This window comes from Paenibacillus sp. MSJ-34 (assembly GCF_018918005.1).
GTDB lineage: Bacteria > Bacillota > Bacilli > Paenibacillales > Paenibacillaceae > MSJ-34.
In genome coordinates this window covers 24,399-50,122 of record NZ_JAHLPR010000011.1, presented here as the reverse complement: position 1 = coordinate 50,122, position 25,724 = coordinate 24,399, and the positions used below count along the sequence as shown (strand labels likewise).

Genomic DNA, 25,724 nt, shown 5'->3' with positions numbered 1-25,724 from the left:
AGCCTTGAAAAGAAGCATTGTCGAAGTTACCGTTCGGCGATGCTTTTTTCCGTTATTTATTGTTTTAAAGGGAAGGATCAGGTGTGGTAAGATAGAGGAAGATAAGTATATGGTTTATAGGCGGTGAACAGGATGCACGGAAAAATATTAGTAGTTGACGACGAGCAGCCGATTGCAGATATTTTAAAATTCAACTTGGAAAAAGAGGGCTACCAGGTCATTTGCGCTTTTGACGGCGCGGAAGCGGTGGAGCTTGCCTTCCGGGAAAAGCCGGATTTAATCCTGCTCGACCTGATGCTGCCGGTAAAAGACGGGATGGATGTATGCCGCGAGGTGCGCGCCCAATTGCAGACGCCGATCATTATGCTGACCGCGAAGGATACGGAGCTGGACAAGGTGCTCGGGCTGGAGCTCGGCGCCGACGATTATGTGACCAAGCCGTTCAGCACCCGCGAATTGCTCGCGCGCGTGAAAGCGCATTTGCGCCGCCAGGCGAAGAACGCCGCTCCGGCGCCGGCGGGACAAGATACCGCGGGAGAGGACAAGCAGGGAATTCACTATTTCAATTTGTTCATCGATACGGATATGTATGTCGTGTATAAAGACGGCGAACCGCTCGACTTGACGCATCGCGAGTATGAGCTTGTCTTTTACATGGTCAAAAACGGCGGTAAAGTCATGACGCGCGAGCATTTGCTGCAGGCGGTATGGGGATTCGAATATTTCGGCGACGTACGGACCGTGGATGTGACGATTCGCCGGCTGCGCGAGAAAATCGAAGACGATCCGAGCAAACCCGAATATATTATGACCCGGCGCGGTTTGGGATATATGATGCGCAACCCGAAAACGGGAGGATTATAATTCATGAAATTGTTTCGTTTTTTCCGTACGATTCAAGCGAAACTCATCATCATTTACGTCCTGCTCATATTAATTGCGATGCAGTTAATCGGGGTTTATTTCGTGAGTGTGATGAAAACCTCGCTGACGAGCAATTTCACCAGGGACTTAAAGGGAAAAGCGGAGATGTTGTCGGGCATTGCGGTTAATTATATCAATGTCAAGCCGGAAGAGGGAACGAACGAGCAAACGTTGTCGATCGACGATTTGAATACGGTCGTACGCGACCTGTTCTCGATCAACGACGGGGAAATTCAAATTTTGGACGCGAGCGGAAAGGTGCTTACGACGTCGCTCCAGTCGCATCATGCGTATATTGGGCGTAAAAATACGCAAACGGTCGTCAGCCGCGCTCTCCAAGGCATTCGGGACAACGAGGATGAAATGATCGACGAGAACCGGGTTCGGAAGAAAATTATCGCCAAACCGGTCATCAGCAACAACCCAAGCAATAGCAAAGTGATCGGGGCGGTCTATATCGCCGCGTCGATGAAGGAACTGTACGATACGATCGACCGGATTAACAATATATTCGTATCCGGCACCCTGATTGCGCTTGGATTAACCGCGTCGCTCGGCGTTATCCTGGCCCATACGATCACCAGTCCGATCAAGGAAATTACGAAGCATGCCACCGCCGTGGCGGAAGGAAGGTTCGACCAGCGCGTGCCCGTGCTCGGCAACGACGAGATCGGCCAATTGAGCGAGGCTTTCAACTATATGACGCAGCGGCTCAGGGACGCCTTGTCGCAGAACGAGGAAGAGAAGGAGAAGCTGGAATCGGTTCTGACCAATATGAGCGACGGCGTGCTGGCGACCGACGAGCTCGGCAATATTATCGTTATGAACCGGCGCGCGAAGGAAATGCTGCGCACCGACGATATTACGCTGCACGGCAAAGATATTTCGACGCTGCTCGGCATTTCGAAGCAAACGGTCGACTCGCTGATGAAGGATTCGCATCGCTCTACGCTGCTGCCGATTGCGCTCGACAGTACGGAGGAACCGATCATCGTGCGCGTCACGTTCTCGCCGATTCACCGGCGGGATCAAGGGATAACGGGGACGATCGCCGTTCTGCAGGACGTAACCGAGCAGGAGAAGCTGGAGGAATCGCGCCGGGAATTTGTGGCGAATGTGTCGCATGAATTGCGGACGCCGCTGACGACGATTCGAAGTTATGTCGAAGCGTTAAGCGACGGAGCGTTGGAAGAGCCTCAGCTTGCGAACCGTTTCGTCGGGGTCGTGCAGAGCGAATCGGAGCGGATGATCCGGCTTGTGACCGATTTGCTGCATCTGTCGCGTTTCGACTCCAAGCAGGCCATTATGCGCAAACAGCCGACCCGCATCGTGGAAATGCTGGAAGAGGTGGCGGACCGCTTCTCGTTTCAAATGCAGCAGAAGCGGATTCGGCCGACCATTCTGATCGAGAAAGGAATCGATACGGTCGTGCTGGATCGCGACCAAATCGATCAAGTGTTGGACAATCTGGTGTCGAATGCGTTGAAATATACGCCGGACGGCGGCAGGATCGAAATTGAAGCGCGCAAATCAGGCAGCGATAAAATCGCTTTTTCCGTTAAAGATACAGGCATCGGCATTCCGAAAAAAGATCTGGACCGGATATTCGACCGCTTCTACCGTGTCGACAAGGCGCGGTCGCGCAGTATGGGCGGTACCGGACTAGGACTTTCCATTGCCCGGGAAATTGTGAAGGCGCATGGAGGCACGATTACCCTCGAATCGGAATTGAACGCAGGCACCAAGGTCACGTTCACGATCGTGACGGAGACGGAAGGGAGTGAGGCAAGTTGATAGAGAAAATGAAATCCGTTCTGCTGGCGGCATTGGTCGTCTTAAGCTTGGTGCAGAGCTATTTCCTTTCCTATAGCATGCCGTACTTCGAACCCATCCAGAAGACGGAGAGCAATTATGTCAAAACGGAGGAGATGGGCCCGGAAGAGAAAGTGGAGAACTTGATTTTCCCGGATCAAATGATACTGCATTTGGGAGAAGGGAAGCATACGTTATTCTCGCCGGACCTGGTCTTCTATAAAGAAATTTATAAACGGCTGCAAGGGCGCAAATTCGACGGGTTTCAACGCCATCCGTACAATATGATGGATTGGAACCGGGTGCGCAATGAGAACCAAGGGATCGAACTGCGGTTCTCCCAAGGCGTGCCGATCGCGCTGCTGCAGCGCGTGATGCAAATTCAGGCGGATACGACGTTTGCGGAGGAAGTCGTCGACCGGATCTGGATCTATACGTCCGGCGACAACGAGGATGTGCGATCCTTGTTCTTCAGCGCCAAAGGGGATATCGTGTACGAAGCGACGCGAGCCGACTTGACGGTGCAGGACGTGAAGCAGCATCTCGTCTTCGGCGAAGGCTGGATGCCGTATCACTCCGCCGACGGCAAAATCTATTTGCCTGACGAGCCGATCGAAATGGTGCAGGCGACGCTGCCGTACCAAACGTTTACGTCGGAGCAAATGCAGCGCAACCTGTTTCTCGATCCGAGCACGACGCGCATGATTCAGGAAAAGGACGGTTCGGAAATCTTTACGGACGGCAAACGGAGTTTGCAGGTGAAACAGGATCAGAAATGGATGATCTTCTCCGACCCGATCGCCCGGGCGGACAATAAGAACGATTTGAGCGACAACGTGCTGTCGGCGGTCCAGTTCGTCAATCAGCACGGCGGCTGGAACGGGACGTACCGTCTGGCGATTCCGCAGCATCCGGCGGAAGGCAGCGAAGTGATGTTCCAACAATATTACGGAGCCTATCCGATTATCTCATCGGATGATTTCCGGTTCGGGCATATCCGGCTCGTGATGCAGCAGAGCGTCGTCTCCGGTTATGAGCGTTCGCTGATTCATGTCGAAGACAGAGCGGAGAGCAAGTCGATCCGAACATTGCCGGGAGGTCCGGAGCTCGAGGCGATGATCGAACAATACCGGAAAAATTCGTCTTACGGCATCGAGGCCGTATTTCCGGCTTATCGGCCTGTGCTTGCCGAGGAGAGCATGAGCCTGATTCCGGTATGGGCGGTTAAGCTCAAGGACGGTACGACGGATATATTGAGGTAGTATGTTAGGAGGTTGCCCATGGATTGGAGTCGCGCGAAGAGTGTGTTGATATTTGCCTTCTTGCTTCTGAATCTGGTGCTCGGGTATCAGCTTTGGCTCGATGTGCGGGAACAGTGGAACTCCAACCTGGACTGGACTTCGTTGCCGGAAGAGACGAAGGCCGTCATGGAGCAGAAGCGTATTCAGGTGCCGGCCAAAATTCCGTCCGACACGCCGGTTATGCGCGAAGTGACGGTGCGATTCGTCGATCCCGAACCGTTCGGGAAGACGGTGAAGCTGGAAGAGCCTGTTGACAGTAAAGTGATCTTTACCGAGAAGGAACTGCGCAAGGCGCTTGAAGATCAAATTCCAGGCATTGAAAATTATAAGTACGATCCGCTGATTGCGTCGGACGAAGCTTTCGTCCTGAATCTGCTGCTTGATCGCAAGTGGCCGATGTTCGAAGTGCAGATGGAGCTGTTCTATGCGAATCAGAAAATTGTGGCGTACCGGGAAAGTCATGTGGAGATGCTCGTTTCCGAAGACGATAAGGAGCAAAAGGTGCTGCCGGCTACGACGGCGCTCGGCCGCCTGATCGAAAAATATTTGCCGCAAGGCGCCATCGTGAAAGATATTCAACTCGGCTATCACGGCCAAGTGTATAATGAGACGCTGGTGACGGCGCCGTCCTGGCGGGTCATGCTGGAGAACGGAGATATTTATTTCGTCAATGCGATTAGCGCGGAAGTGTACCATCCGCAATCGTAACGATCCTTAAGCGGGATTTGGGAAATGATTACAGTGGTTGGTGCGCTTTCGCATACAAGAGAAGGGGAAATGGACATATGGGTTTACGATTTACGGTTTTGTCCAGCGGTTCGACGGGGAACGCGACGGTCGTTGAGAATGAAGACGCAAGGTTATTGGTGGATGCCGGTTTAAGCGCAAAACGCGTGGACGAATTGTTGCAGGAGCGGGGCGTGTCCGGGGAAGAGCTCGACGGCATTCTCGTCACGCACGAACATTCCGACCATATTAAAGGATTGGGCGCTCTGGCGAGAAAGTACGATTTGCCGGTCTATGCGAATGAAGCGACTTGGGAAGCGTTAAACAAACATATTGGAGAAATTGCCGAGGAGAAGCGCATCGTCATGAATACGGGCGAAGCGCTCGATTTCGGCACGCTTCGCGTGGAATCGTACGGTATCTCGCATGATGCCGCCGAGCCTGTCGGGTATTGTTTCTACGACGGGGACGAGAAATTAAGCTTGGCGACAGATCTCGGCTATGTTAGCGAGAAAGTGAAGCAGGCGATTGAAGATTCCGACGTACTCGTGTTGGAAGCGAATCATGACATCGAAATGCTGCGCATGGGCAAATATCCTTGGAATATTAAGCGGCGGATTTTAGGCGATTTGGGGCATTTGTCCAACGAAACGGCGGGCGAAGCGTTGTGCGAATTGGCGACAGGCAACACGCGCCGCGTCTATCTCGCGCATTTAAGCCGGGAGCATAATATGATGGATTTAGCCAAGATGACGGTGCGCGATGTCATGGAGAGCAACGGGTACTTTTTTAAAGATAGCGAATTGCAGCTAAGAGATACGTATTATGACCGGCCTACGCCATGGGATAAGGTGAGCGAGAAATAAATTGATCGAGTTCCGCCGCTTTCTCTTCGATTTCGCTGCGGGTCAATATTTGCTTCTCCACAAGCAGTTCGATGAGCGTGCTTAAGGCGAGCGTATTGCGGTAATGCTCTTCTTTCAGATCGGCCAGCTTGGCAACAAGGTCAACTTGCTCCATGGGCGAGAACATACGGGACATCCTAAACCCCTCCTTGGAATTTTGTGCGCGGTACGGCATGTACATATTAACAATTTTATGCTCTCATTTTTGTGGTATGATGAAAGGGTGAGAATGAATAGAATGCGAGGACAAGCGCCGGGATAAATTTGATTCGCCGATATGGCATAAATCGAACGGCGATTGCTTAAAGATTTATGAGAGCTTAATCGCAAGAACCTAAGTTTGTCTATTAGAGGTTGTTCAAAAAGTCAACTTTTGATCACGAAGCGTGACTGTTGGCAGATTCGACTTCGAATCTTGCGTTCACCCTCGAAGAGCAAATGCTTACGAAGTATGTTTCCTCCGGAAACATTTGAGGTTCTCATGTAGGTTTTGCCTACACTGCGCTCCTCCTTCTTCGGGTTCTCGCAACCTTCTCGGTGCTGAAAAGCCGACTTTTTGAACACGTATTATTATTTATTGTAGGCAGTTGCAGGACAAAACATTCTTCCTTTTTGGGGATAAAAGAATATGATTTATGTAAGAGAAGCAGTGATGCGCAGCGCATCGAGGGGAGATGACCCGAGTGAGCTTGTTTGACGACGATTTTTATTCACCGAAATTGCCGCGCCGGATCGGATGGCGCAAACGAGGGTCACGTCGGGAACGGAGCATGTTTCACGGCCGGAGCCGCAGACGCTGGTCGACATGGCAAATATCCGTGTTCAGTTCGGTTTGCAGCGCCATTGCGGCCGTGCTGTTGTACAGCTGGATCGCGGATGTCCGCAGTCCGGAGCCCGCGCCGGTGCCCGCCGCGGCGATGATCACGGCGCCGCCGCAACATCAGCCTGTCATCGATCCGTACGACCGGATTCCGCTTGCGTCGGAGAAGGTGCGCCCCGCCGTCGTCAGCATCGTGAATAAACAAAAGGGAATGCGAAGCGGCCTGATGGCCGACGCCGGCTTGGGATCGGGCATTATTATTCAGAAAGACCGCGGCAAAGCGTTGATCGTGACGAACTATCATGTGATTGACGAGGCCGATGAATTGGAAGTGTCTTTGATTGACGGCACGCGCAAACCGGCCAAAGTGGTCGGGAAGGATCGAATTAGCGATATCGCCGTACTGGAAATCGACGACCAAGGCATCGATACGGTGGCGGAAATCGGCGATTCGGCGAAGCTTCGCATGGGGGAAACGGTGATCGCGATCGGCAACCCGCTGGGGCTGGGCGAGTCGTTGTCGTCCGGCATCATTAGCAAGACGCTGCAGATTGTTCCGATCTCGTTGAACGGAGACGGCGTGTACGATTGGGAGCAAGAGGTGATCCAGATCGACGCGGCCATCAATGAGGGCAACAGCGGCGGGGCGTTGATCGATCTGGAGGGACGCGTCATCGGCATTAACGCGATGAAAATCGCGGATATCGGGGTCGAAGGAATCGGATTCGCCTTGCCGATCAATTCGGTGATGGACATTGCCAACTCGCTCATTCGCGAGGGGCGGGTCATACGCCCGTATATCGGCGTGTACACGATCGATTTGAACAATCCGTACGCTCCGATCGAGGACGATATGCGCAAAAGCTTGAAGCTGCCTGCCGGCGTCAAAGACGGAGTGATCGTGCTGGAGGCGGTCGGCCCTTCGAAGAAGGCGGGACTCAAGCTGAACGATGTCATCGTCCGGCTGGACGACAAGGAGATCGGGAGCACGCTTGAGCTGCGTAAATATTTGTACGGAAGCAAGCGGGTAGGCGAGCCGATCGAGGTGACGTATTACCGCGCCGGGAAGATGTATACGGTGACGGTCGCGCTTGGCGATAAGCCCGAGGAATAGCGGAGCGGGGGGCGTGCGGCGGGCTGATGACCGTTTCGCCTCCGAAGTAAAGATGATTGTGCTATTGCTAAGATATAATAGTGATGATAGCAGCGGATGAGACATGTTTACGACAGGGAAAGAGGGACTTGGATGTACGTAGTTTGCAAAAATCATGTGGAACGGGCGATCGACCGCTTTGTCGAAGAGTTCGAGGATGCGCCGGATATTGTGGATTTGAAGGAAACGGAATTTTCGGACTGGGATCCTCCGGCCACCTGTGTGGAATGCGGCGAGAAAGCGGAGTTTTTGGTGGTGTAGGGGCTGAGGGTTGATGTGTTCTGTTTGCGGCATGCGGGTCGAATCGACCTCGCCATGTAGCGCCATGCGCGGGGAGATTCGTGCGGTACGGACTCGTCGGCGGGGGAGTTTGTAGGTTGCGACTGCCGCCCCGATGCGGGTCGGCGGACCCGGAGCTGCCGAGTCTTTGGTGATGGAACGAAAAGGCCTTATTTGAACCTTGAAAGTCCTTCATTTACGGTGAAAACGGCTTATGATGCAGATCTTGGGAACGAATGTGCTCTAATAGCGAATGTAAATTCCATATTAGGGTATGTTGGTTCCCACTTTTGCGTTTTAGAGGGACGAATGGCCGGAAATAAGGTAAAATGGGGCGTAAATAAGGAATTATTGGTCCTTATTATGAATGAGGGCCGGACCGGAAAAGCTTTGGAATAGGATGGCACTGGACAGAATTGCCGGATGGAGCTTAGTTGTTGCGTTTCCTTCCGGCCGACAACAGATCCGGAGTGGCAGGGAGAGACAATAATGTTGGTACAAATTATCGGCGTAGGCAAATTGAAGGAAAAATATTTGGTGCAGGGGATCGCGGAATACGCGAAAAGGCTTGCCCCGTATTTGAAGCTGCAAATCATCGAGGTGCCTGATGAGAAGGCGCCGGAGAACCTGAGCGATGCGGAGCTCGCTCAGGTGCGGGAGCGCGAGGGCGCCAAGCTGCTCGCGCATATCAAGGGCGATGCGCATGTCATCGCCCTCGCGATCGACGGCCAACTCTGGTCGAGCGAGGAGTTGGCCGCGCAATTGGACAAGCTCGGTACCTACGGTACGAGCCATGTCGTCTTCGTCATCGGCGGGTCCAACGGACTGTCCGATGACGTGCTGCGCCGCGCGCAGCAGCGCCTGTCGTTCGGCCGCATGACCTATCCGCATCAACTGATGCGGCTCATCCTGGCCGAACAAATCTACCGCGCGGTGAAGATCAACCGCGGTGAACCGTATCATCGCTAGTGGTAAAGCGGAGGGTCGCAGTAAGTGTCGAAGCATCGGTATTAATTCCTCGTAATGGTGCTTGAAAATGGCAGTCTTTCATGTTTGAAATGAGGTGAGTTCTTTGTCGGAAGGAATACCGGATAAAAACTTGTTTATGATGTGTTCCGTGTTGAATCGTGCCGCAGTTCGAAGTCTCCCGCAAGGTCTTCACATTCGCAAGTGTCGAGAAGATGAACTCGGCATTTGGATGGACTTTCCGTTTGATGATCCGACAGAGGCTGAAAAGTATCGGGGATTCATGTCGACCTACTTTCAAAATGTATATGCGGATAAGAAAGAATTGTTTTTTGATAAATGTCTGTTCGTATGTGATTCGCAAGACCGACCAATTGGAACATGCTTCGCTTGGAGAGCTTATGAGAAAATCACGACGATTCATTGGTTCAAGGTATTAAAACAATATGAAGGATTAGGAATCGGTAGAGCATTGCTTTCTTATGTCATGCAAAGTCTGTCGGCTTGTGATTATCCGGTGTTTCTACATACGCAGCCATCGAGTTACCGAGCTATCAAACTGTATGCTGATTTTGGATTTTCATTGTTGAGCGATCCGGTGATTGGCACGAGAACGAATGATTTGAATGAGTGTCTTCCGATCTTGCAATCAGTTATGCCAAGTAAAGATTTTCAATCGCTGAAAGTGGTTAGAGCTCCGAAGTTCTTTTTGGAGGCTGTGAGTAGTTCTTCTATAGAACAATTTTAGTGTGATGTCTTTGCTGTTATTTTACCATACCTTGGAAAAGGGGCGTTTTATACCATGCGTAAACGAACTGCACCGACCTCCAGCATTGTTATTGACCGTCTTGATCACCTTGTTCTTACTGTTAATAATCTGCAAAGTACGATAGAGTTCTACGGGAAAGTGCTTGGTATGGAGGTCGTCCAGTTCGGCGGAGGACGATACGCTTTGCAGTTTGGCCGGCAGAAGATCAATCTGCACGAGCGCGGACGCGAATTCGAGCCGAAGGCAAATACGCCGTGCCCGGGCTCGGCAGATTTGTGTTTTATTACGAATATGCCGCTAGATGACGTGATTCGGCATTTGGAGAATTGCGATGTTTCCATTGAAGAAGGCCCGGTAGATCGTACAGGCGCAATGGGTAAAATTCGCTCCGTCTATGTGCGCGATCCGGATCTGAACCTGATCGAAATTTCAAATTATGTGTCCTGAGCTGAATCCCATAGGAAGATGAGGGCATCGCGAACGGAGGAGGCTTCCCGAGGTTGGGGAAGAATGGAGGCGCTCAAATACTTGAGGATCTTTGCTAATGATTATGCCAAGACGTTCATGTCGTATATGTTGCGTAATAAATGTAAAGTTCGGAGTGATGACTTCGATTTCTTTTTTACGGAAAACTTGCCCGCCCATGACAATCCCTATTATTTTAAGGAAACTTCTTCTTCTCTCACGTTTTCCTCTATTGAATAAAGACATAAAGGACAATCACGGTCGGAAGAATTTCACTCATTTATGCAAAGAACTGGAACAATTGGATTGGTGGTCGACGATTCTTTATCAGCTTATCCATTCTTATCCGGATCATACCGAAAAAGGACACTAACCTAGGTGTTCGCCGAACTAGGATGTGTCCCTTATTGTCATAGTTTACCCTATCCATGGATACGGTGAATCGATCATAAATGACATCGAAGTTTGGATAAGGTATCATTCCCAACCCTATTGTATATACTGGTATATACATATATGTTGGGGTGTGATAAAATGATTGAAAGGAATCGGAAAGAGGGAGGACTCTCCATGACGACAACCGTACAAAAATGGGGCAACAGTCTCGGCATTCGTATTCCCAGCCGGATCGCGGAAAAGATTGCGGTCAGCCAAGGTTCGGAAGTGGACTTGATTGTGGGCGACGATCATTCGCTCATCGTAATACCTAAAAAGAAAAAGCCGACATTGGAAGAATTGTTGGCCCAATGCAAACCGGAAAATCGACACGATGAAATGGATTTCGGCGCAGAGGGGAAGGAATTGCTCTAGATGAGTGCAGATCGAGGAGATCTCGTATGGATAAATTTTAATCCCCAAGCAGGTCACGAACAAGCTGGCAGAAGAGCTGCAATCGTGCTTTCTCCAAAAAAGTTTAATGAAACGACGGGGTTTGTCTCGGTTTGTCCAATCACGCATACGGTCCGCGGATGGGGGTTTGAAGTGTTGCTCCCCAAAGGGCTGGTGTTTGACGGGGTCATTTTAACGGATCAGATCAAAAATCTGGATTGGAGAGCTGGACGCATTGACATTGTCGGCAAAGCCCCAAATGAAGTCGTCAATGAATGCTTAGACAAAATACACACCTTCTTGTAGCCGGCAGGCCATCCCGCAAAGAAAGGCCATCTCACGAAAAGATGGCCCGAAATCCCAGCATTGTGCATCCGAATCCTTATTTTTTTACCACAGGCACCCAAAATTCGCCGTAGAACGTACCGTCGCCGTTATCTTGGCGAAACGTTGCATTTGGACCGCCGATGTATGCATAATCCGTGATTCGGGGCAACACTTCGCCGAAAGCATGGTAAGTCAGTTGATCAAACAAAGCTTCTTTCTCCCCGTTACCTGCGACCACGACGTACTCGCTCTCCGGAAACTCGATGATGCGCGTCGCGTCAGCCACCGATTTCCTCGCTTCGACCGCGAAATAATTCCACGGTTTGCCTTGATACACCTCGTTGACCGACCATTCGCGATCGTCTTTCGCGGCGGCTTTGAGCTTGTCAAAACGCCCATCCGCCTTGAGTCGGCCCCAAAATTCGGCTTTTTCCTTCAGCAATGCCGACATGTCTTGGAAGTTCGACCGTATCGGGAACCCGTAAGCGGTCAATGTGAATGATTTTTTGTGTTCGATCGTGTAATCTGGCATGGAAACGCTCCTTTATCCGAGATTATCCTGCGACTTTTTTGACACGAAGCCACATTTCGCCGTAAAACTCGCCATTTTCAGCCGGCTTGACGAAGGTGGAGTTGCCCGGACCCACGTATTTATAGTCGGTAATTTGTTGCAGCAAGCCGCCGAAAACTTTGCCCGTGATTTCATCGGCGAGACGGTCTTTGTCAGCGCCTGTGCCAGGCACGACGAGATAATCGCCGGCGAGGAAATCGAGAACGACCGTGCCTTCCAGTTCAAACTCGCCCATCACGCCGAAGCCCCGCCAAGGCTTGCCGCGGACGCTGTGGTTGATTTGGTACAATTGTCCGTCGGCGAGCGCGAGCAGTTCGGCTAGCTTGCCGTTTTCCGTAATTTCCGCTTTTAATGCTGCCGTTTTGGCCGCGTTGCCTGCCCAATCGTTGTAGTCTTCAAGTGTAACACCGAAAGCCGTCATTTTGAAGTTTTCCGGGACGGTTTGGATGGAGTAGTGAGTCACTATGTTCGCTCCTTTGCGGTTTTATTTACAAGACTGATTCTATTGGTCAAATGTATCAAAAAGTGATACGATTTATGTACCATGAAAAAAACGGAACGAATTAACCTTATCATGCGCTACATCAATAATCGCGCGCATTTTACGATTGCCGAGATTCAGCGGGAGTTCAAGATTTCCCGCGCGACGGCGATTCGCGACATTAATGAGATTCAGGCGATGGGGTTTCCGCTGACGACGGAAGTTGGGCGCGGCGGCGGCTACTCTGTTTTGCAAAACCGGTATTTGCCCGCCGTTCGCTTCACGCCGGATGAGCTGAAGGCGATTTTTATCAGCTTTATCGCGTCCAAAAATTCGCAGCTGCCTTATCTGCATAATCGCCGCTCGATCACGGAAAAACTGATTGGCATCGCGTCGCAAACCCAGCAAGACGAACTGATTGAGCTGAATCGTATCCTGCTTTTTGAAAATACGAATCCGGCGAATCCGAATCTTCTGGAGCTTGATGATGCCGCGCCTCCGGAATTGAACCAGCTGATTTCGCTTGCCGTGCGGGATCGGCACTTGCGCTTGACTTATGAGCTAAGTCCCGGCTGGCCGCAGTTGATGGACGTTTTTTTGCTGCATATTTTCAACTCAAACGCGCAGTGGCTTGCCGAGGTATATGATTTGGATACGGACGAGTTTCGATACTTGCCTGTGGAGATGTTGAGGGATTCCGCCATTTCCGGGCAGAAGATGAAATGTACCGAGCAAGAGATTATGGATAAAAAACTGGTTCGTACCCGGGAGTCCAATCTTGTTGTGAAGCTGGATGCGGCCGGGATTCGGCGCTTTAAGCGCATGCATCCGCCTGGGATTATTTTGTCCCTTACCGGGATGTTCCAGTCGAGCGGGATCTTTCATGTTCAATTGGATGTGTCCGATGCCGAGGCGCTCGAGTACTACGCGGATTGGCTTTTGTTTTTGGGAAAAGGGGTCGAGTTTGAGCGGATTCCGGATGAGCTGCGCAATCTATTGGAAGAGCGTTTGGCACAATTAACATTTCCTCAAAGAAGTGGAAGAGGATGATATGAACAAAACCGATCGGATGTTAGCCATCGTCATTGAGTTGCAACGTAAAGGCGTGTTGCGCGCCGAGGATTTGGCTGCCAAGTTTGAGACGAGTGTCCGCACGATTTACCGAGACGTTCAAGCGCTAAGCGAAGCGGGTGTTCCAATCGCGGGTGCTCCGGGGAGAGGTTACTCCTTAATGGAAGGCTATTTTCTTCCTCCCGTCAGCTTCACGGCTGAGGAAGCGGTGGCGCTGCTCATTGGGACGGATTTCGTCGAAATGAGGCTGGATGCCGAGTACGGCGCGAAGGCCCGAAGTTCGCAGGAGAAGATCGAGGCGATTTTACCGGAGAACGTACGCGAGGAGACCGAACGGATCCGATCGGCGATCCGGTTGCTGAATGAAAAAGGGGCGAAGATGCGAGAGAAGGAAAAAGAGACGTTCGAACAGTTGCGCCGTGCGATTCTGCGGAAGCGCAAGGTTCATTTCCGCTACTCTAAAAACTTGCCGGATTCGGACGGAACGCGTCATAGCGAACGAACGGTTGATCCGTACGGACTCGTTTTTTCCCAAGGAGCGTGGGTGCTTGTGGCGTTCTGCCGGCTGAGACACGACATCCGGCACTTTCGGCTGTCTCGCATCAACGAGCTTGCCGTTCTGGAAGATTCGTTCCGGGTCATTCCGGGTTTTCGCTTTCAGGATCACCGGCCTGTTGACGATCGGAAGGTGACCGTCCGCATCTTGGTCGACCACGCCATTGTGGACCGGGTTCAGGAATCGGACAATTTCTATATGGAGTCTTTGGAACCGGGGGAAGAAGGCTGGCTGGCGACGTTCCGCGTCCGGCGGGTGGAGGATCTCCTTCAATGGACGCTTGGCTGGGGGGCGGCGGTGCGTGTGCAGGGGCCGGAATCGTTGCGCGAACGGGTGCGCGAGGAAATCGAAAAAATGCTTGAACGCTACTGACAAACAGCTGTCAGTAGCGTTTTTGTATGCTGGATTCATCTTAAAGAAAAAGGAGCTGGATTCGGCAATGGATACGAAAGAGACGTTGCGTAAATTCGAGGAGACGGTCAGCGGTTATATTCGAGAATTAGACGGCACAAGTCTTGATCAGTTGGTTTGGAAGCCGGCGGAAGACGAATGGTCGCTTGGCCAGATGTACATGCATTTAATTCGTTCCGCGCAGTTTATGCATTTGCGGAACGCCGCATTGTGCCTTGAACCGAACGGCAGCCCTGAGGTCTCCCGGGCGGGAAAGACGAAGCAGGGAGAGGAATTGTTCCAGACGGGGAGCTTCCCGCCGGTTCGAATCCGCGTTCCCCCGTCCCCGCAGTACACGCCGCCGCAACCGGAAAGCAAGCAACAACTCGCCGACGGGCTGCGGGAAACGGTACGCCGGATGATTGAGATTGAACCGGCGATTGCGTCGGAGTTTGATCCGGTGTCCCTGGCGCGGTTGGAACCGGGGAAGGAGATCGTTCGGAATACGGTTCTCCATCCGCATTTCGGCGGTTTGAACGCGCTGGAATGGTTCCAACTGATCGAGATGCATTATCGCCACCATTTGCGCCAGAAGAAGCGACTGTACGAAGCTTGGAGGGAAGCGCACAAGCGATGAATGCGGCATCCGATAAAGGATGGCCGCAAACTTGCCGTTACCGCCAGCGCGGAGAACCGCATCATGGATCAGCCGCGTCTCTTGGCCCGCTTGTTCCAGATGCGCAGGTTCAGGTTCAGCAGTTCGATGATGTCCATGATCGCTTTGATCTCGTCATAGGTGCGTTTCATTCCGCCGGCATCAAGCTTCTTCAGGCCATCGGATTCGAAAAAGTCGACGTTATGAATCGAGATGACCAGCATGCCTTCATGAAGGCAAATCGCCATACCCTTCCTTGGAAACAGCTTGCGCAGGTTGATCATTCGTTCCTGCATGTTGGCAGGCAGCAAATATCGGGCTGTAATCTCGTCGGTCGTGGTAATCCTAAATATCCGGTCGAATTCATGGCTGTCGCTGTTCATTTGAGAGCCGATCCTGGTTAAACGCCGATATATTTTTCCTGTTCGTGTCGTTAGCGTTGTCGTCCCTTCGAATGCTTTGTGGAAATCGGCAATGAACACGAGACCATTGTATACGGTAAGGTTGATATCTTGATTGGCAAAGGGGATATCGCGGTTATGTTTGAAGGTGAGATCCGAAAATTGAAAATCCGTGCTTCCCAGGTATCCGCTGAAAAAATCCTCCCCCTCAAGGAAGATGCGATCTGCTTTATACTTCCCGAATAAAGGGATGTTGAAGAGGAGATGTTCGCTGACATGCTTCGATTGATTGTATCTGCATTGAACTGAAGTTTTGCCCGGGGCGTCAGCATTGGAGAAGCTTTTGATCATGTCCGTGACCAATCGCGGCATGATCAGCTTCTTGTATTCTTTGCTGTAATTTTTATGAGCCAGCCTATACATGAAAATGAAAAAGGGAACAGAAACGACCACAGCTCCAATATTAAAAAAGTAAACCCCAAAAAGGAATAATCCGCCGCAAAGCAACGGCGCAATCAGATAACGTCCGAGCAGTGCCTTTTTTCGATGCTTTTCCAATTCGGCCCATTCTTTGGTTCCGGAAAGTTGCTGTATAAAGTTCTCATAATCCGGGATCATTTGTTTTCCTCCGCCTAATAGCCGTGTTAAACCGTTCCGGCCGATTCTCTCATGCTCTATATCCTCATGATTCGACAGTTTCTGCTAAAATTCCTTGTTATTTTTTCACAATTGCAATACTATATTCATAGTGTTTGAGAAACACAAAATGAAAGGGCGGAGGGTATGATTATTGCTTCAGTCATTATTGCAGTCATCGTGCTGTATCTCATCTACTTGTACAACCGGTTGTTCAAGATGCGGAACCGGATTCGGGAGGCGTTTCAAGCGGTAGAGGTGTATTTGCAGCAGCGATTTGACACGCTGATCCAGATCGGCGAAGCAGTGGTTGCATATGCCAAGCACGAACGCGATACGCTCAAGGAAATAACGGCCATGAGACAAGGTCTCGCCGGCCGTTCGATATCCGAGAAGCTGCAAGCTTACGAGGATTTGAATCAAAAATTGGAAGGAATTCGGATTCAAGCCGAAGACTACCCGCAGTTACAGGCGAGTCGCAACTTCCTCCACCTGCAGCATACGGTGAACGACCTGGAAGAGAAGTTGTCCGCCGCCCGTCGTACATACAACGCCAATGTCATTGCTTACAATAATGCAATCGGCATGATTCCGGCGGTTTTGTTCGCCGGTATGTTCGGCTTTAAAGCGGAGTCGATGTATGAAGTTCCGGAATCGAAAAAGCAAGAAATCGATATGAAACAATTGTTGAAAGGTTAAGCGTTTGCACTGTAAAGCATCTATAGCCACTGCGGCTGCAGATGCTTTTTTCATGTGAATAAATGCAGCTAACAAAGAGCATTCTTGCGGGGAAATAATCGGATAAGGTTTTCGCCTTATTAAGGTTACGGAAATTTGTAAATCGGATATTGGAGGATCTTTCATGAGAAAAATGATTGTGCTCGAACATATCTCCCTTGATGGTGTCATACAAGGGCCGGGCCGGCCGGACGAAGATACCAGCGAAGGCTTTACGTACGGCGGATGGATTGCGCCATACTCTGATGAATCCCTTGGGGCGATCTTGAGAAAGCAGATGAACCAAACATTCGATTTATTGTTAGGGCGCAAAACCTTTGAAATTTGGGCATCGTATTGGCCGCAACATGGAGATATATGGCCTGAGGTTAACAAGGCGACCAAATACGTCGCCTCGAATACAATAACAACCGGCGATTGGCAGCCGTCCGTGATTTTAAGTGGAGATATTGCGGAAAAAGTCAGCAAGATCAAGCGACAGCAAGGACCGGACTTGCATGTTTGGGGAAGTGGGGAACTCATTCAAACACTTCTCAAGCATGACTTGGTAGATGTGTTTTGGCTGATGATCTACCCGATAACGTTAGGCTGTGGAAAGCGACTGTTTGCCGATGGCACAATCCCGGCGGCATTCAAGGTTACGGAAAGCTATACCACTCCGAATGGGGTTATTATTGTCAGTTACGAGCGTGCAGGCGCAATAAGAACCGAAAGCTCCGACCTATTGTAGAATGAACATTGCAAGCGAACAAGGAAATTGTGCGATAATTTTCGAAAAAGTCATGGCCCAAATCACGGAGAAATGGACCGGAGAAAGCCGCGTTGAAGAAGCCGTTGGACGAGCACAATGCGGAGTGGAGCAGACCCCATAGCGTGTGCATGACCTTGGAATTGTAAACGAATGCGGCATCTCCCGGGATTCATCCCATTCGTGCGTGTACGAGAGCTCAGATATCTCTCCGATTCCCCTTCTCTGATCTCCACTCCGCATCTGAAACGGCCCTTCAATCAACGTGAACCGGACGGCTCGCTCGTACGCAGCGTTTGGCGATCCCGAAGCCAGGCATAGCTGCTTAGGATGATGCCGGCCGTCGTTACGCAGGCGCCTACGAAATAGATGGACCTTAGCCCAAAACCTCCGTGGATGACCGCGCCTCCCCACCATGCCGCCAAGGCGGCCGCAAGCTGGTACGCGGAAGCGTTGACGGCGATCGCGAGTGTCGGCGCGGACCGGGCGGTTGCGAACACCCTCGTCTGCATGCCGGGAATCACCGAGAAGCACAATGCGCCCATCAGGAAGACCAGGACGGCGGCAACAAACGCGTCGGAAGCAAATAGCCCGAACAAGAGAAGGCAGGCGGCAAGCGAAGCCAGCAAGGACACTTGCGACGTCATCGGCGCGCGGTCGGACAACCGGCCGCCGATGAAATTTCCGATCGTCGCCCCTACTCCGTATGCCAGCAATAATAGGGCTACCGATTCCTCGCTGAATCCGCTGATGCTTGTCAACAACGGCGAGAGGTAGGTAAAGACGGCAAGTTGTCCGGCGTTGCCAATCGCGGTGACGGCGATCGCGATCAACACGTCGGGACTCCGGAAAACCCGCCATTCCGTCCAGACGGAGGTTCGTGAAGATTCGCGCGGGAGATTCGGGACCAGGCGGATCACCAGAAGCCATCCGACGGCACCGCATAGGGCGATCGCCATGAAGGTGGCCCTCCACCCCGCATGGGTTCCGATGAAGGTCCCGATCGGCGCGCCCAGGATCATCGACAGGTTCATTCCGAAAGCAAGCATCGACACCGCGGACGCCTGTTTCCCTGCCGGAGCGGTAGAAGCCGCAATCACGATCGCGTTGGCGAAGAAGGTGGCGGTCACCAGTGACGTGATCATCCGCGCTGCGAACAGAGCGGGATAATTCGGGGCGACCGCCGACACCAAATTCCCGATCACCGATACCGCAAGAAGCCAAACGATGAGCGGTTTGCGGGAGAAACGGACGGTGAGCGACGTAAGCAGCGGCCCGCCGACGATCATGCCGATCGCGTAGGCGGTGACCAATAGACCCGCGTCCGATATCGAGATCCGCAGGTCATCCGCGATCGCGGGAAGGATTCCCGCGATGACGAACTCGCCCGTTGTATTGCCGAAGACGCATACGATAAGCGCAAGAACGATCCAAATATTTCTCATCCGGCACCACCTCTCGAGGAGATTTTGCGCCGTTTTCCGGAAAGCGACGATCTAAATATAGAACGACCTGTAACGAAATGCAATAACGCACATTTTTGTGCTATGATAACAAAAATGGAACAATTGAACGGATCGGAGGGGAAGCAAATGGGGAAGGGGAATACGCCTTACGGCTGCCCGATGGAAGTCACGCTGGATGTGATCGGGGGTAAATGGAAAGGCATTATCCTGGGTTTGCTGGCCGAAAAAACGAGGCGGTTCACGGAAATCAAACGCGAGCTTCCGGACATTACGCAGCGAATCTTGACATTGCAGTTGAGAGAGCTGGAGGCGGACGGCATCATCAGCCGGACGGTATACCAGGAGGTTCCGCCGAAGGTGGAATATACATTGACCGAATTCGGCCGAACGTTGAAGCCGATTTTGCTGGCCATGCACGAGTGGGGAGACCGATATGGCAGCGAAGTCATCAAGAGGAAACAAGGGACACATGCCCCGCCGGCATGCGACTTTACGCCCTTCTTGAAGGAGTAGTCGAACTGCATATTGGGAAAAATGCCCGGTGGCGTCCTTTAAATTCCAGCCCTATTGGCCATGTTGGATTCTAACGGCTGTCAGCGCCGTTATTTCGCGAAAAACAGCCGGACTCCGATTGTAACGGTTGCCAGCGCCGTTATTTTCGTCTGCAGACCTGAATCATCACTAGCCTTGTAAAAAACCTTACATGGTTGTTTGGGTTTGAGGTAGATTGAACTGTTCCGGTGAATCGGTTTGTACAATATGGGGAAATAGAACACGCAGAAATATTTATTCGAATTATCAGAATTTTATCTCTTGATCATATGGACAAAAACGGTAACGATGCTTTGAATGTGGCATGTTACCGTTTACAAAACGATGTAGTCTGCTGTGCGCTTCACCTGATGATGATGTGCACTGGTTTCAGCTTAGGAGGGTGTTTCCTAGGTCGCCCTCTCTTCTTCTTCCTTCGCCCCTGACTCGATCTCGTTGGTGTACGATTTAACTCAGCCAGCAATTCCTCAACGGGACGATCTGCATATCGGTTGAGCGCCTGTAGGATCTGCCAGCAGCTTTTCTCAGGCTTCACGGTCAACCGAATCAGTTCGCAGAGGGCGTAGGCGATCAGTGTCAGGTAAATCTGATTCCACACGGCTTCCGGTTTGTAGCTGTACAGTTTTGTTAGGCGGAGATGCTGCTTCATCCATTTGAAGAACAGTTCGATCTTCCATCGATACCGGTAGATTTCACTGATCTCCTCAGCCATAAGATCCCAACGATTCGTCACCACGCGAATCTTGCACTTCTGCTTCTTGTCGTTCACGTATTCGTATTCAACGAGCCGCAGTTTGAATGCGGCTTCGGTTTTCGGATCCTTCCATTCGACGTCGGCGTCCAAGAGGATGTGGTTTTGTTCTGTAACATCACGTTTCTCCAGCACACGGAATCGGTTGTTTGCTTTCACTCGAGCGACGAACTGGTTGCCGCGCTGTACCCATTTCCGATAGTGGGCGAAGTTGATGTAGCCGCGGTCAAACACATAGGTGTTCATCGTATCAACTACAAGATCGAGTGCTACTTCTTGATCCGAAACGGCGGCGGTGGACAGGATGACTTCCTCCGGGCAAACACTGTCGGCATCGGCGACCAGCAATCGAGTATGCATCTTCACCGCATTTTTGCTGGATGATGTGTACGCCCAGGTTCCGTTGACGCGTGGAAGTCGAATTTCCGTCGAGTCAACGGTTGCCAACTTGCCTAACTTCTTAATCCCTGTCTTCCCGGCATAGCAGAGTGCGATCGCCTTGACGACCGAGGCAAACAAGTCTTGAAGCAGATCCAGCGGTAACTTCTCCAGCTTGCGACATAAGGTGGAACCGTGAATGGATTTGATTCCGATCCACTGTTGCATCCATTCCTTGGCTCTAAGATTGTTCGCAATGTCGTCGAGGGAATCGCGTTTATTCCAAGCGGCCTCCAGGAACAACAACACGGCCTTACCCGTATGGAGCTTCTGCGCACGATGATCGAAGAGAATATCCTTGTAATTCACATCAAACCAATGAAAGCATTGACGAAACACATGAGATGGTATATCGTTACCCATGGTGAGTCTCCTTTGTGATGGAGTGGGTAACATGCCTACCCCATAACAATAGGAGATTTTTTTACTCGTTCAGATTATGGAATAAATCATGAAACTCCTCATACACAGTTTTACCCAGTGGAGTCAAACTGTAAAGTTTCTGCCGACCGCTAGTATTAAACCTAACAAAACCTAGTGCTTCAATCCAACAAAGTGCATAGTTAAGTTCACCGCGACGGACCCTGCTTTCAAGAGACAAATCTTCCTTGTTGTAATCTTTTTTTGATAAGGCTTGCATAACAAGCTTGGGGGCGTTAGGAAGATTGTTAATCATAGATTCTAAATATGGTTTTAACTGCATAGACAGATCGAAATCATTGGTCATTGACATTTCACCGAACCTTTCAGGAAACTAATATATATATTAACACACAGTCTAACTAAATAATATACTTCAATCAGAGCGATTGCCTTCCAAATGATTACTGATTTCCCGACAAGATCGCGTCAAATAAAAACCAATGCCCTAGTCCATTTTACCCAATTTACATCAAGATTTACAGAGAAGGAAAGAAAACTTTAGAAAAATTTTGCGCTTATAGAATTTGGCCTTATAATAAGTCTTACAATAAGATGATGGGAAGGGGGCGGCGTCATGCACCACTTCATTGATCCTTCAATTAAACCGATCGTTACAACGAACTTAGATGGTCAAGTGCTCTATATTCGTACACACGGATTGACCCACTACGGTTTTCCGGATCTCTACCTGGACGGAACAATAGAGGACTATGAATTGCTTTTCTATGCGATTCTCGACAGAATATATGCGCTGGAGTTTGATTTTGAGGGAGCTTGGATTTTCAATGGTCGCTTGTTACTATTTGAGGTCGACGAAGTGGAGAACGTCGCCAAAATCATTTTCCCAAAAGCAGAGGACGTAAGCATCATCACCATCAACAATCCTATTACCGAAAAGCCCGTAAGATACATCAGTAAAGGCTTGAAAGAACTGTTTAATCATCCCGAAGCGAATATTGCTGCAGATATTCCTTTTGCAAAAGGGATACTGTTGCATCTGGTTGAACAGGTCGCAAAGGGAGAATCCTATGATGTCGATTCATATATCGTGTTTGAGGACTTCGAATACGGAATAGTTCCATCTCACAATCGCGTTGGTGACATCGAGTTAAATATCCAAGTAGTAAAACGTTCAAGTCAAAAGCCGATTACTCGAAGGATCGCAAAAAATGGTTCGCATTTAAGAAGGGTGAAATAATACCCTTCATTTTTTTTGTTTACTATTGTAGTATATTTATATGTATATATAATAACTAAATAACTAATATACATGAGAAAGGAGACCATTGATGAAAGGAGCATTAGATTGGTTGATGAAAGATTAGTCAGCGAATTGGAATTTGTGCTAACGCACCCGTCATGTAATGTTGAACGGGTAGAAAACTTCTATAACAACTGCCTAATAATGAACGAATCGGTCCCGATCTATGCCTTCGTAACGACAATGAAACGGATAAATCCGGGCCTTTTAAGGGAATGGTCAAAGCAGAACACAGCAGTCCGAATGGCACTCGATGATTTGGGCGTAAAGCTTTACACCCTTGGAAGTCCTGAAAAATACTCCCTACATATCCAAATAGACCTATCGGGACGTTCTCCATCACGTGGCCTATATCAAGTCACGTGGCATTCGGAAATGGATGAAAAGACGGTGAGCGGCATGTTCAAGAGGCGGGCGATCAAGGTTACTGATAGGACGCAAGGAGACGTGGAGCTCGTTGGAATCCGAACAGTGACCGATCACAAATACACACTCTATATCAAGACTAGGGAGGAATTCGCATGATAAATGAAGCATTGGCGGCCAATCCGATGCAGGAGTATCGCACCTCGCTGCGGAGGAAACAGATCCATCAGGGAGTGGTGACTGGCGTCGAAGTACACGAGCCGCACGGTAAGAAAATGCAATGTGCGCTCGTCCGACTCAACAATGGCTTGAAAGGTTTGATCTATGAAGATCAATTTGATCGTCACAAGTTCCGTTCGTTGGTCGGTTTTATTGATCATACTATCGACTTCATGGTGCTTGATGTGCAGAAGTTGGGGCTTGACCCGGAGAAAGTCCAAGTGTTTGACGAAGAAAAAGGGATTGTACTGTTATCCCGTATTCAAGCACTCGACGAACTGCAGGAAGAATTCTGGGAGACCGCCCAGGAGGATCATGTTGTCACCGGCACCGTATCTGGTTGGGAAGATGAACGACTCTATCTTTTGGTAAAGGGCGTCTCATGCGTGCTGGCAATCCAAGATTATGAATATGACTGGACACCAACTGCTCGTAATTTGGTCCCTCTCGGAACGTCGCTGACCGTTAAAATTAAGAAGATTGACCGTGAGAAGAAACAAGTTCGCGTTTCTCGTAAGGAACTCCTAGAAGATCCTTGGAATCGCGTTCGAGATAACTATGGAGTAAACAACTACTACTCAGGCGTGGTTACAAGCGTCGTCGAAAATGTCGGCATTTTTGTCAAGCTACAGCCTGGCGTAGAGGCGTTGTGTTGGTTTCCGCCAAAGTCTCCTCCGCATGGCACTCTGGTAGGGAAAAGTGTGAGCCTTCGCATCAAGAATATAGACCAAGAAAAGCGGCGCATTCGGGCAAGGATCATTAAATTCCCACATTTGATTTACTAGCAGGGGGGAGGAGAATGGAATACCACGTGTCTCCGTTAATTAAAACAGGGGACCAACCGACGCTGCAGCCAAAGCCAGTTTGGGATGATCCTTATGCTTATATAACGGGTATGGATCCCCTAACACGGCACGAGTTTTACTACATTGAAGAAAAAATTAAGCAAGGTTGGATAACCGAAAGGGACATTGAAATCGTTCGATTTTTATTTGTCCACCGTTGGATTACGCTACCGCAGATTCAGCGATTATTCTTCCCTGATGCTGAGAGGGATGAAACTACCAAGAAACGAGTCAGAAAGCTGCTCAAACACGGGTTGATTCGAAGAATACAATGGAAAAGTTATGCGAACCCCAATGAAAATCGGCAAAGTTATTACGAGCTTGGCGCGAGTGGAGCAGATATTCTTAAATTCCGGTTCGGCGTTCATTTGGGTCATCGAGATCCCAGAGCAACACGACCAACGACAATGCTCTACCGTGCGAAGTACGTCGTTACAAATGAACTGTATATTCAACTTCGCGAAAACTTTAACATGACACACTTCGAATTTCATCCGATACTGATTTTGAAGGAAGAACAGCAAGTTCCAATGGCTAGGTTCAATCTCAAAACTCCCAAAGGCAAATGCATCACATTTTATTTGGTCGTGCATCGGGAGGATGAGAAATGGATGAAAACACTCAGGTATCAAGCTCAATTCTATAAGCAATACCTCACTGAAGTTGAAAGAGAGGCCATCTTGGTTTTTCTCGTGCGATACGATGAAAAAAACGATCGACATGAGGTGGACCATTGCAAAAATCACAGCGACTCATCCAATTGATAATGCGGATCAACGCCAAACCATCCTTTACCGTTAGAGAACTGGCCGATGAATTTGGCCTGTCCACTCGAACGATTACGAGGGATCTGCTAGAACTAAGCGAACTCGGTGTTCCGGTATATTCCATTCAGGGAAGAGGAGGAGGCTATAGGCTGCTCCAAGAGAGACTTCTGCCGCCGATCAGCTTTACAGAGGGCGAAGCTCTCGCCATGTTTTTCGCGTGTCAGACGATGGATTATTATAGCTCCTTACCTTTTGGAGAGGGGGCCGACTCGGCACTTGATAAGTTTTATCATTATTTGCCTGCCGATGTAAGAGAACAGATTGATCGCCTTAAGAACAGGATTATGTTCTGGAGCCCTTATCGATTGATGTCAGCGGAGATTCTTCAAACTCTCCTGAAAGCGATTATGATCGGTAGTGTAGTCAACATCGAGTACCGATCCAGCAGCGGGGTGTCGGAGCGGAATATTCAGCCGATCGGTCTGTATGCCAGTTCGGGATATTGGTATTGTCCCGCTTATTGCTTCACTAAGGAGGACATAAGGCAGTTCAGAGCCGACCGAATCCTTTCCGCGAAGCTCGACGAAACCATTGCATGCCGGGAAGACGTAAGCCAGAAGACGTTATTGGATAAACCCAATAACAATGATCGAGAACAGATTGCCCTTGAACTTGAGATGACGAAAAAAGGAGTATGGCTGCTGGAGTCGAATCCTCGTTTTGGCCCGTTCATACAGCAAAATGAGGATGGAAGCGGGGCCTTATCGATGAAAATAGCGAAGGAGGACATGAACTTCTACGTTGACTTGATCTGGCAATTCGGGGATGAAGTCAAAGTAGTGGCCCCTGCTGAGGCCGCGGCATACATCCTTCAAAAAATCGAGAGTATGCGATCGCTTTATCTTCGATGAGCTTTACAGACGGTAGATAGGGTCATTTACTAGTGCAGCTGACCGGAAAATCAGCTGAATCCACAACTGGACCTTGCGCTTCATTATCATATGTGTTATATATGTAATATAACACATATGTAAAAAAGGAGGGTGGTTCAATATGGAACGGCTTCGACATGTCAAAATCGCGCATGGGTAATGATTGCCTGTCGCCATTGTCG

At 50.1% G+C, this 25,724-nt stretch carries 30 protein-coding genes; 23 read left to right on the top strand and 7 right to left on the bottom strand.

What is annotated here, in order from left to right; genetic code table 11:
* Window positions 1-132 precede the first annotated feature (132 nt).
* From yycF to KQI79_RS07680, 5 genes are all read left to right on the top strand, one after another.
* Window positions 133-864 carry a response regulator YycF gene (yycF, locus tag KQI79_RS07700; protein ID WP_216537649.1) on the top strand — a complete coding sequence of 244 codons (732 nt, stop codon included), beginning with the start codon at window positions 133-135 and terminating at the stop codon, window positions 862-864.
* Between the two features lie 3 nt (window positions 865-867).
* The gene (walK, locus tag KQI79_RS07695) at window positions 868-2,718 is read left to right on the top strand and encodes a cell wall metabolism sensor histidine kinase WalK (RefSeq protein WP_216537648.1); all 1,851 of its coding nucleotides are present in this window, start codon (window positions 868-870) and stop codon (window positions 2,716-2,718) included.
* Entirely contained in the window at window positions 2,715-3,998 is a 1,284-nt protein-coding gene (locus KQI79_RS07690) for a YycH family regulatory protein (RefSeq protein WP_216537647.1), read from the top strand. The genes walK and KQI79_RS07690 overlap by 4 nt, the downstream gene beginning before the upstream one ends.
* Window positions 3,999-4,016: 18 nt before the next feature.
* Window positions 4,017-4,745, top strand: a complete 729-nt coding sequence (gene yycI, locus KQI79_RS07685; protein WP_216537646.1) for a two-component system regulatory protein YycI — start codon at window positions 4,017-4,019, stop codon at window positions 4,743-4,745.
* A gap of 77 nt (window positions 4,746-4,822) precedes the next feature.
* A complete protein-coding gene (locus KQI79_RS07680; RefSeq protein WP_216537645.1) occupies window positions 4,823-5,629 on the top strand; it encodes an MBL fold metallo-hydrolase in 807 nt (268 codons plus the stop codon).
* On the opposite strand, the gene KQI79_RS07675 is transcribed toward KQI79_RS07680, so the two are convergent.
* Window positions 5,598-5,804: a hypothetical protein gene (locus KQI79_RS07675; protein ID WP_216537644.1), complete on the bottom strand. Its 207-nt coding sequence runs from the start codon at window positions 5,802-5,804 to the stop codon at window positions 5,598-5,600. The two genes, KQI79_RS07680 and KQI79_RS07675, sit on opposite strands and share 32 nt — an antisense overlap.
* Window positions 5,805-6,351: 547 nt before the next feature.
* Here KQI79_RS07675 and KQI79_RS07670 point away from each other — a divergent pair.
* The 7 genes from KQI79_RS07670 to KQI79_RS07640 all read left to right on the top strand — a co-directional run bounded on the left by KQI79_RS07670 (window position 6,352) and on the right by KQI79_RS07640 (window position 11,254).
* On the top strand, window positions 6,352-7,602 hold the full coding sequence (locus KQI79_RS07670) for a S1C family serine protease (protein ID WP_230192593.1): 1,251 nt from the start codon (window positions 6,352-6,354) through the stop codon (window positions 7,600-7,602).
* 132 nt (window positions 7,603-7,734) lie between these two features.
* The gene (locus KQI79_RS07665) at window positions 7,735-7,902 is read left to right on the top strand and encodes a CxxH/CxxC protein (RefSeq protein WP_216537643.1); all 168 of its coding nucleotides are present in this window, start codon (window positions 7,735-7,737) and stop codon (window positions 7,900-7,902) included.
* Between the two features lie 507 nt (window positions 7,903-8,409).
* Window positions 8,410-8,889 carry a 23S rRNA (pseudouridine(1915)-N(3))-methyltransferase RlmH gene (gene rlmH, locus KQI79_RS07660; protein WP_216537642.1) on the top strand — a complete coding sequence of 160 codons (480 nt, stop codon included), beginning with the start codon at window positions 8,410-8,412 and terminating at the stop codon, window positions 8,887-8,889.
* A 103-nt stretch (window positions 8,890-8,992) separates the two neighbouring features.
* The gene (locus tag KQI79_RS07655; RefSeq protein WP_230193386.1) at window positions 8,993-9,634 is read left to right on the top strand and encodes a GNAT family N-acetyltransferase; all 642 of its coding nucleotides are present in this window, start codon (window positions 8,993-8,995) and stop codon (window positions 9,632-9,634) included.
* Window positions 9,635-9,688: 54 nt separating this feature from the next.
* Window positions 9,689-10,102: a VOC family protein gene (locus tag KQI79_RS07650; protein WP_216537641.1), complete on the top strand. Its 414-nt coding sequence runs from the start codon at window positions 9,689-9,691 to the stop codon at window positions 10,100-10,102.
* A 588-nt stretch (window positions 10,103-10,690) separates the two neighbouring features.
* The gene (locus KQI79_RS07645) at window positions 10,691-10,930 is read left to right on the top strand and encodes an AbrB/MazE/SpoVT family DNA-binding domain-containing protein (protein WP_230193309.1); all 240 of its coding nucleotides are present in this window, start codon (window positions 10,691-10,693) and stop codon (window positions 10,928-10,930) included.
* Window positions 10,931-11,254, top strand: a complete 324-nt coding sequence (locus tag KQI79_RS07640; RefSeq protein WP_216537639.1) for a type II toxin-antitoxin system PemK/MazF family toxin — start codon at window positions 10,931-10,933, stop codon at window positions 11,252-11,254.
* A gap of 76 nt (window positions 11,255-11,330) precedes the next feature.
* Here KQI79_RS07640 and KQI79_RS07635 read toward each other — a convergent pair whose 3' ends face one another.
* Both KQI79_RS07635 and KQI79_RS07630 read right to left on the bottom strand, forming a co-directional pair.
* Entirely contained in the window at window positions 11,331-11,807 is a 477-nt protein-coding gene (locus KQI79_RS07635) for a GyrI-like domain-containing protein (RefSeq protein WP_216537638.1), read from the bottom strand.
* Window positions 11,808-11,829: 22 nt separating this feature from the next.
* Window positions 11,830-12,309, bottom strand: coding sequence for a GyrI-like domain-containing protein (locus KQI79_RS07630; protein WP_216537637.1), 480 nt, complete (start codon window positions 12,307-12,309; stop codon window positions 11,830-11,832).
* 81 nt (window positions 12,310-12,390) lie between these two features.
* Here KQI79_RS07630 and KQI79_RS07625 point away from each other — a divergent pair, with 81 nt between their 5' ends.
* The 3 genes from KQI79_RS07625 to KQI79_RS07615 all read left to right on the top strand — a co-directional run bounded on the left by KQI79_RS07625 (window position 12,391) and on the right by KQI79_RS07615 (window position 14,981).
* Window positions 12,391-13,377 (top strand): helix-turn-helix transcriptional regulator, encoded by a 987-nt coding sequence (locus tag KQI79_RS07625; protein WP_253298007.1) that lies wholly within the window; start codon window positions 12,391-12,393, stop codon window positions 13,375-13,377.
* 1 nt (window position 13,378) lies between these two features.
* On the top strand, window positions 13,379-14,326 hold the full coding sequence (locus KQI79_RS07620) for a helix-turn-helix transcriptional regulator (RefSeq protein ID WP_216537636.1): 948 nt from the start codon (window positions 13,379-13,381) through the stop codon (window positions 14,324-14,326).
* Between the two features lie 67 nt (window positions 14,327-14,393).
* Window positions 14,394-14,981 (top strand): DinB family protein, encoded by a 588-nt coding sequence (locus tag KQI79_RS07615; protein WP_216537635.1) that lies wholly within the window; start codon window positions 14,394-14,396, stop codon window positions 14,979-14,981.
* A gap of 68 nt (window positions 14,982-15,049) precedes the next feature.
* Here KQI79_RS07615 and KQI79_RS07610 read toward each other — a convergent pair whose 3' ends face one another.
* The gene (locus tag KQI79_RS07610; protein ID WP_216537634.1) at window positions 15,050-16,018 is read right to left on the bottom strand and encodes a DUF3137 domain-containing protein; all 969 of its coding nucleotides are present in this window, start codon (window positions 16,016-16,018) and stop codon (window positions 15,050-15,052) included.
* 165 nt (window positions 16,019-16,183) lie between these two features.
* On the opposite strand from KQI79_RS07610, the gene KQI79_RS07605 reads away from it, so the two are divergent.
* Complete coding sequence (locus KQI79_RS07605; protein ID WP_216537633.1) at window positions 16,184-16,735, top strand: LemA family protein; 552 nt, start codon at window positions 16,184-16,186, stop codon at window positions 16,733-16,735.
* A 163-nt stretch (window positions 16,736-16,898) separates the two neighbouring features.
* A complete protein-coding gene (locus KQI79_RS07600; protein WP_216537632.1) occupies window positions 16,899-17,504 on the top strand; it encodes a dihydrofolate reductase family protein in 606 nt (201 codons plus the stop codon).
* A 278-nt stretch (window positions 17,505-17,782) separates the two neighbouring features.
* On the opposite strand, the gene KQI79_RS07595 is transcribed toward KQI79_RS07600, so the two are convergent.
* Window positions 17,783-18,967: an MFS transporter gene (locus KQI79_RS07595; protein WP_216537631.1), complete on the bottom strand. Its 1,185-nt coding sequence runs from the start codon at window positions 18,965-18,967 to the stop codon at window positions 17,783-17,785.
* A 147-nt stretch (window positions 18,968-19,114) separates the two neighbouring features.
* Between KQI79_RS07595 and KQI79_RS07590 the strand changes: the two genes are divergently transcribed.
* On the top strand, window positions 19,115-19,501 hold the full coding sequence (locus KQI79_RS07590) for a winged helix-turn-helix transcriptional regulator (protein WP_216537630.1): 387 nt from the start codon (window positions 19,115-19,117) through the stop codon (window positions 19,499-19,501).
* A gap of 382 nt (window positions 19,502-19,883) precedes the next feature.
* On the opposite strand, the gene KQI79_RS07585 is transcribed toward KQI79_RS07590, so the two are convergent.
* A complete protein-coding gene (locus KQI79_RS07585; protein ID WP_216537629.1) occupies window positions 19,884-21,092 on the bottom strand; it encodes an IS4 family transposase in 1,209 nt (402 codons plus the stop codon).
* Between the two features lie 61 nt (window positions 21,093-21,153).
* Entirely contained in the window at window positions 21,154-21,456 is a 303-nt protein-coding gene (locus KQI79_RS07580; protein ID WP_230193307.1) for a DUF3116 family protein, read from the bottom strand.
* 270 nt (window positions 21,457-21,726) lie between these two features.
* On the opposite strand from KQI79_RS07580, the gene KQI79_RS07575 reads away from it, so the two are divergent.
* The 5 genes from KQI79_RS07575 to KQI79_RS07555 all read left to right on the top strand — a co-directional run bounded on the left by KQI79_RS07575 (window position 21,727) and on the right by KQI79_RS07555 (window position 25,521).
* Entirely contained in the window at window positions 21,727-22,350 is a 624-nt protein-coding gene (locus KQI79_RS07575; protein WP_216537627.1) for a hypothetical protein, read from the top strand.
* Between the two features lie 108 nt (window positions 22,351-22,458).
* Window positions 22,459-22,938: a hypothetical protein gene (locus tag KQI79_RS07570; RefSeq protein WP_216537626.1), complete on the top strand. Its 480-nt coding sequence runs from the start codon at window positions 22,459-22,461 to the stop codon at window positions 22,936-22,938.
* Complete coding sequence (locus tag KQI79_RS07565; RefSeq protein ID WP_253298006.1) at window positions 22,935-23,783, top strand: 30S ribosomal protein S1; 849 nt, start codon at window positions 22,935-22,937, stop codon at window positions 23,781-23,783. The genes KQI79_RS07570 and KQI79_RS07565 overlap by 4 nt, the downstream gene beginning before the upstream one ends.
* A gap of 14 nt (window positions 23,784-23,797) precedes the next feature.
* The gene (locus tag KQI79_RS07560) at window positions 23,798-24,607 is read left to right on the top strand and encodes a replication-relaxation family protein (RefSeq protein ID WP_216537625.1); all 810 of its coding nucleotides are present in this window, start codon (window positions 23,798-23,800) and stop codon (window positions 24,605-24,607) included.
* Complete coding sequence (locus KQI79_RS07555; protein ID WP_216537624.1) at window positions 24,577-25,521, top strand: helix-turn-helix transcriptional regulator; 945 nt, start codon at window positions 24,577-24,579, stop codon at window positions 25,519-25,521. The genes KQI79_RS07560 and KQI79_RS07555 overlap by 31 nt, the downstream gene beginning before the upstream one ends.
* Window positions 25,522-25,724 lie beyond the last annotated feature (203 nt).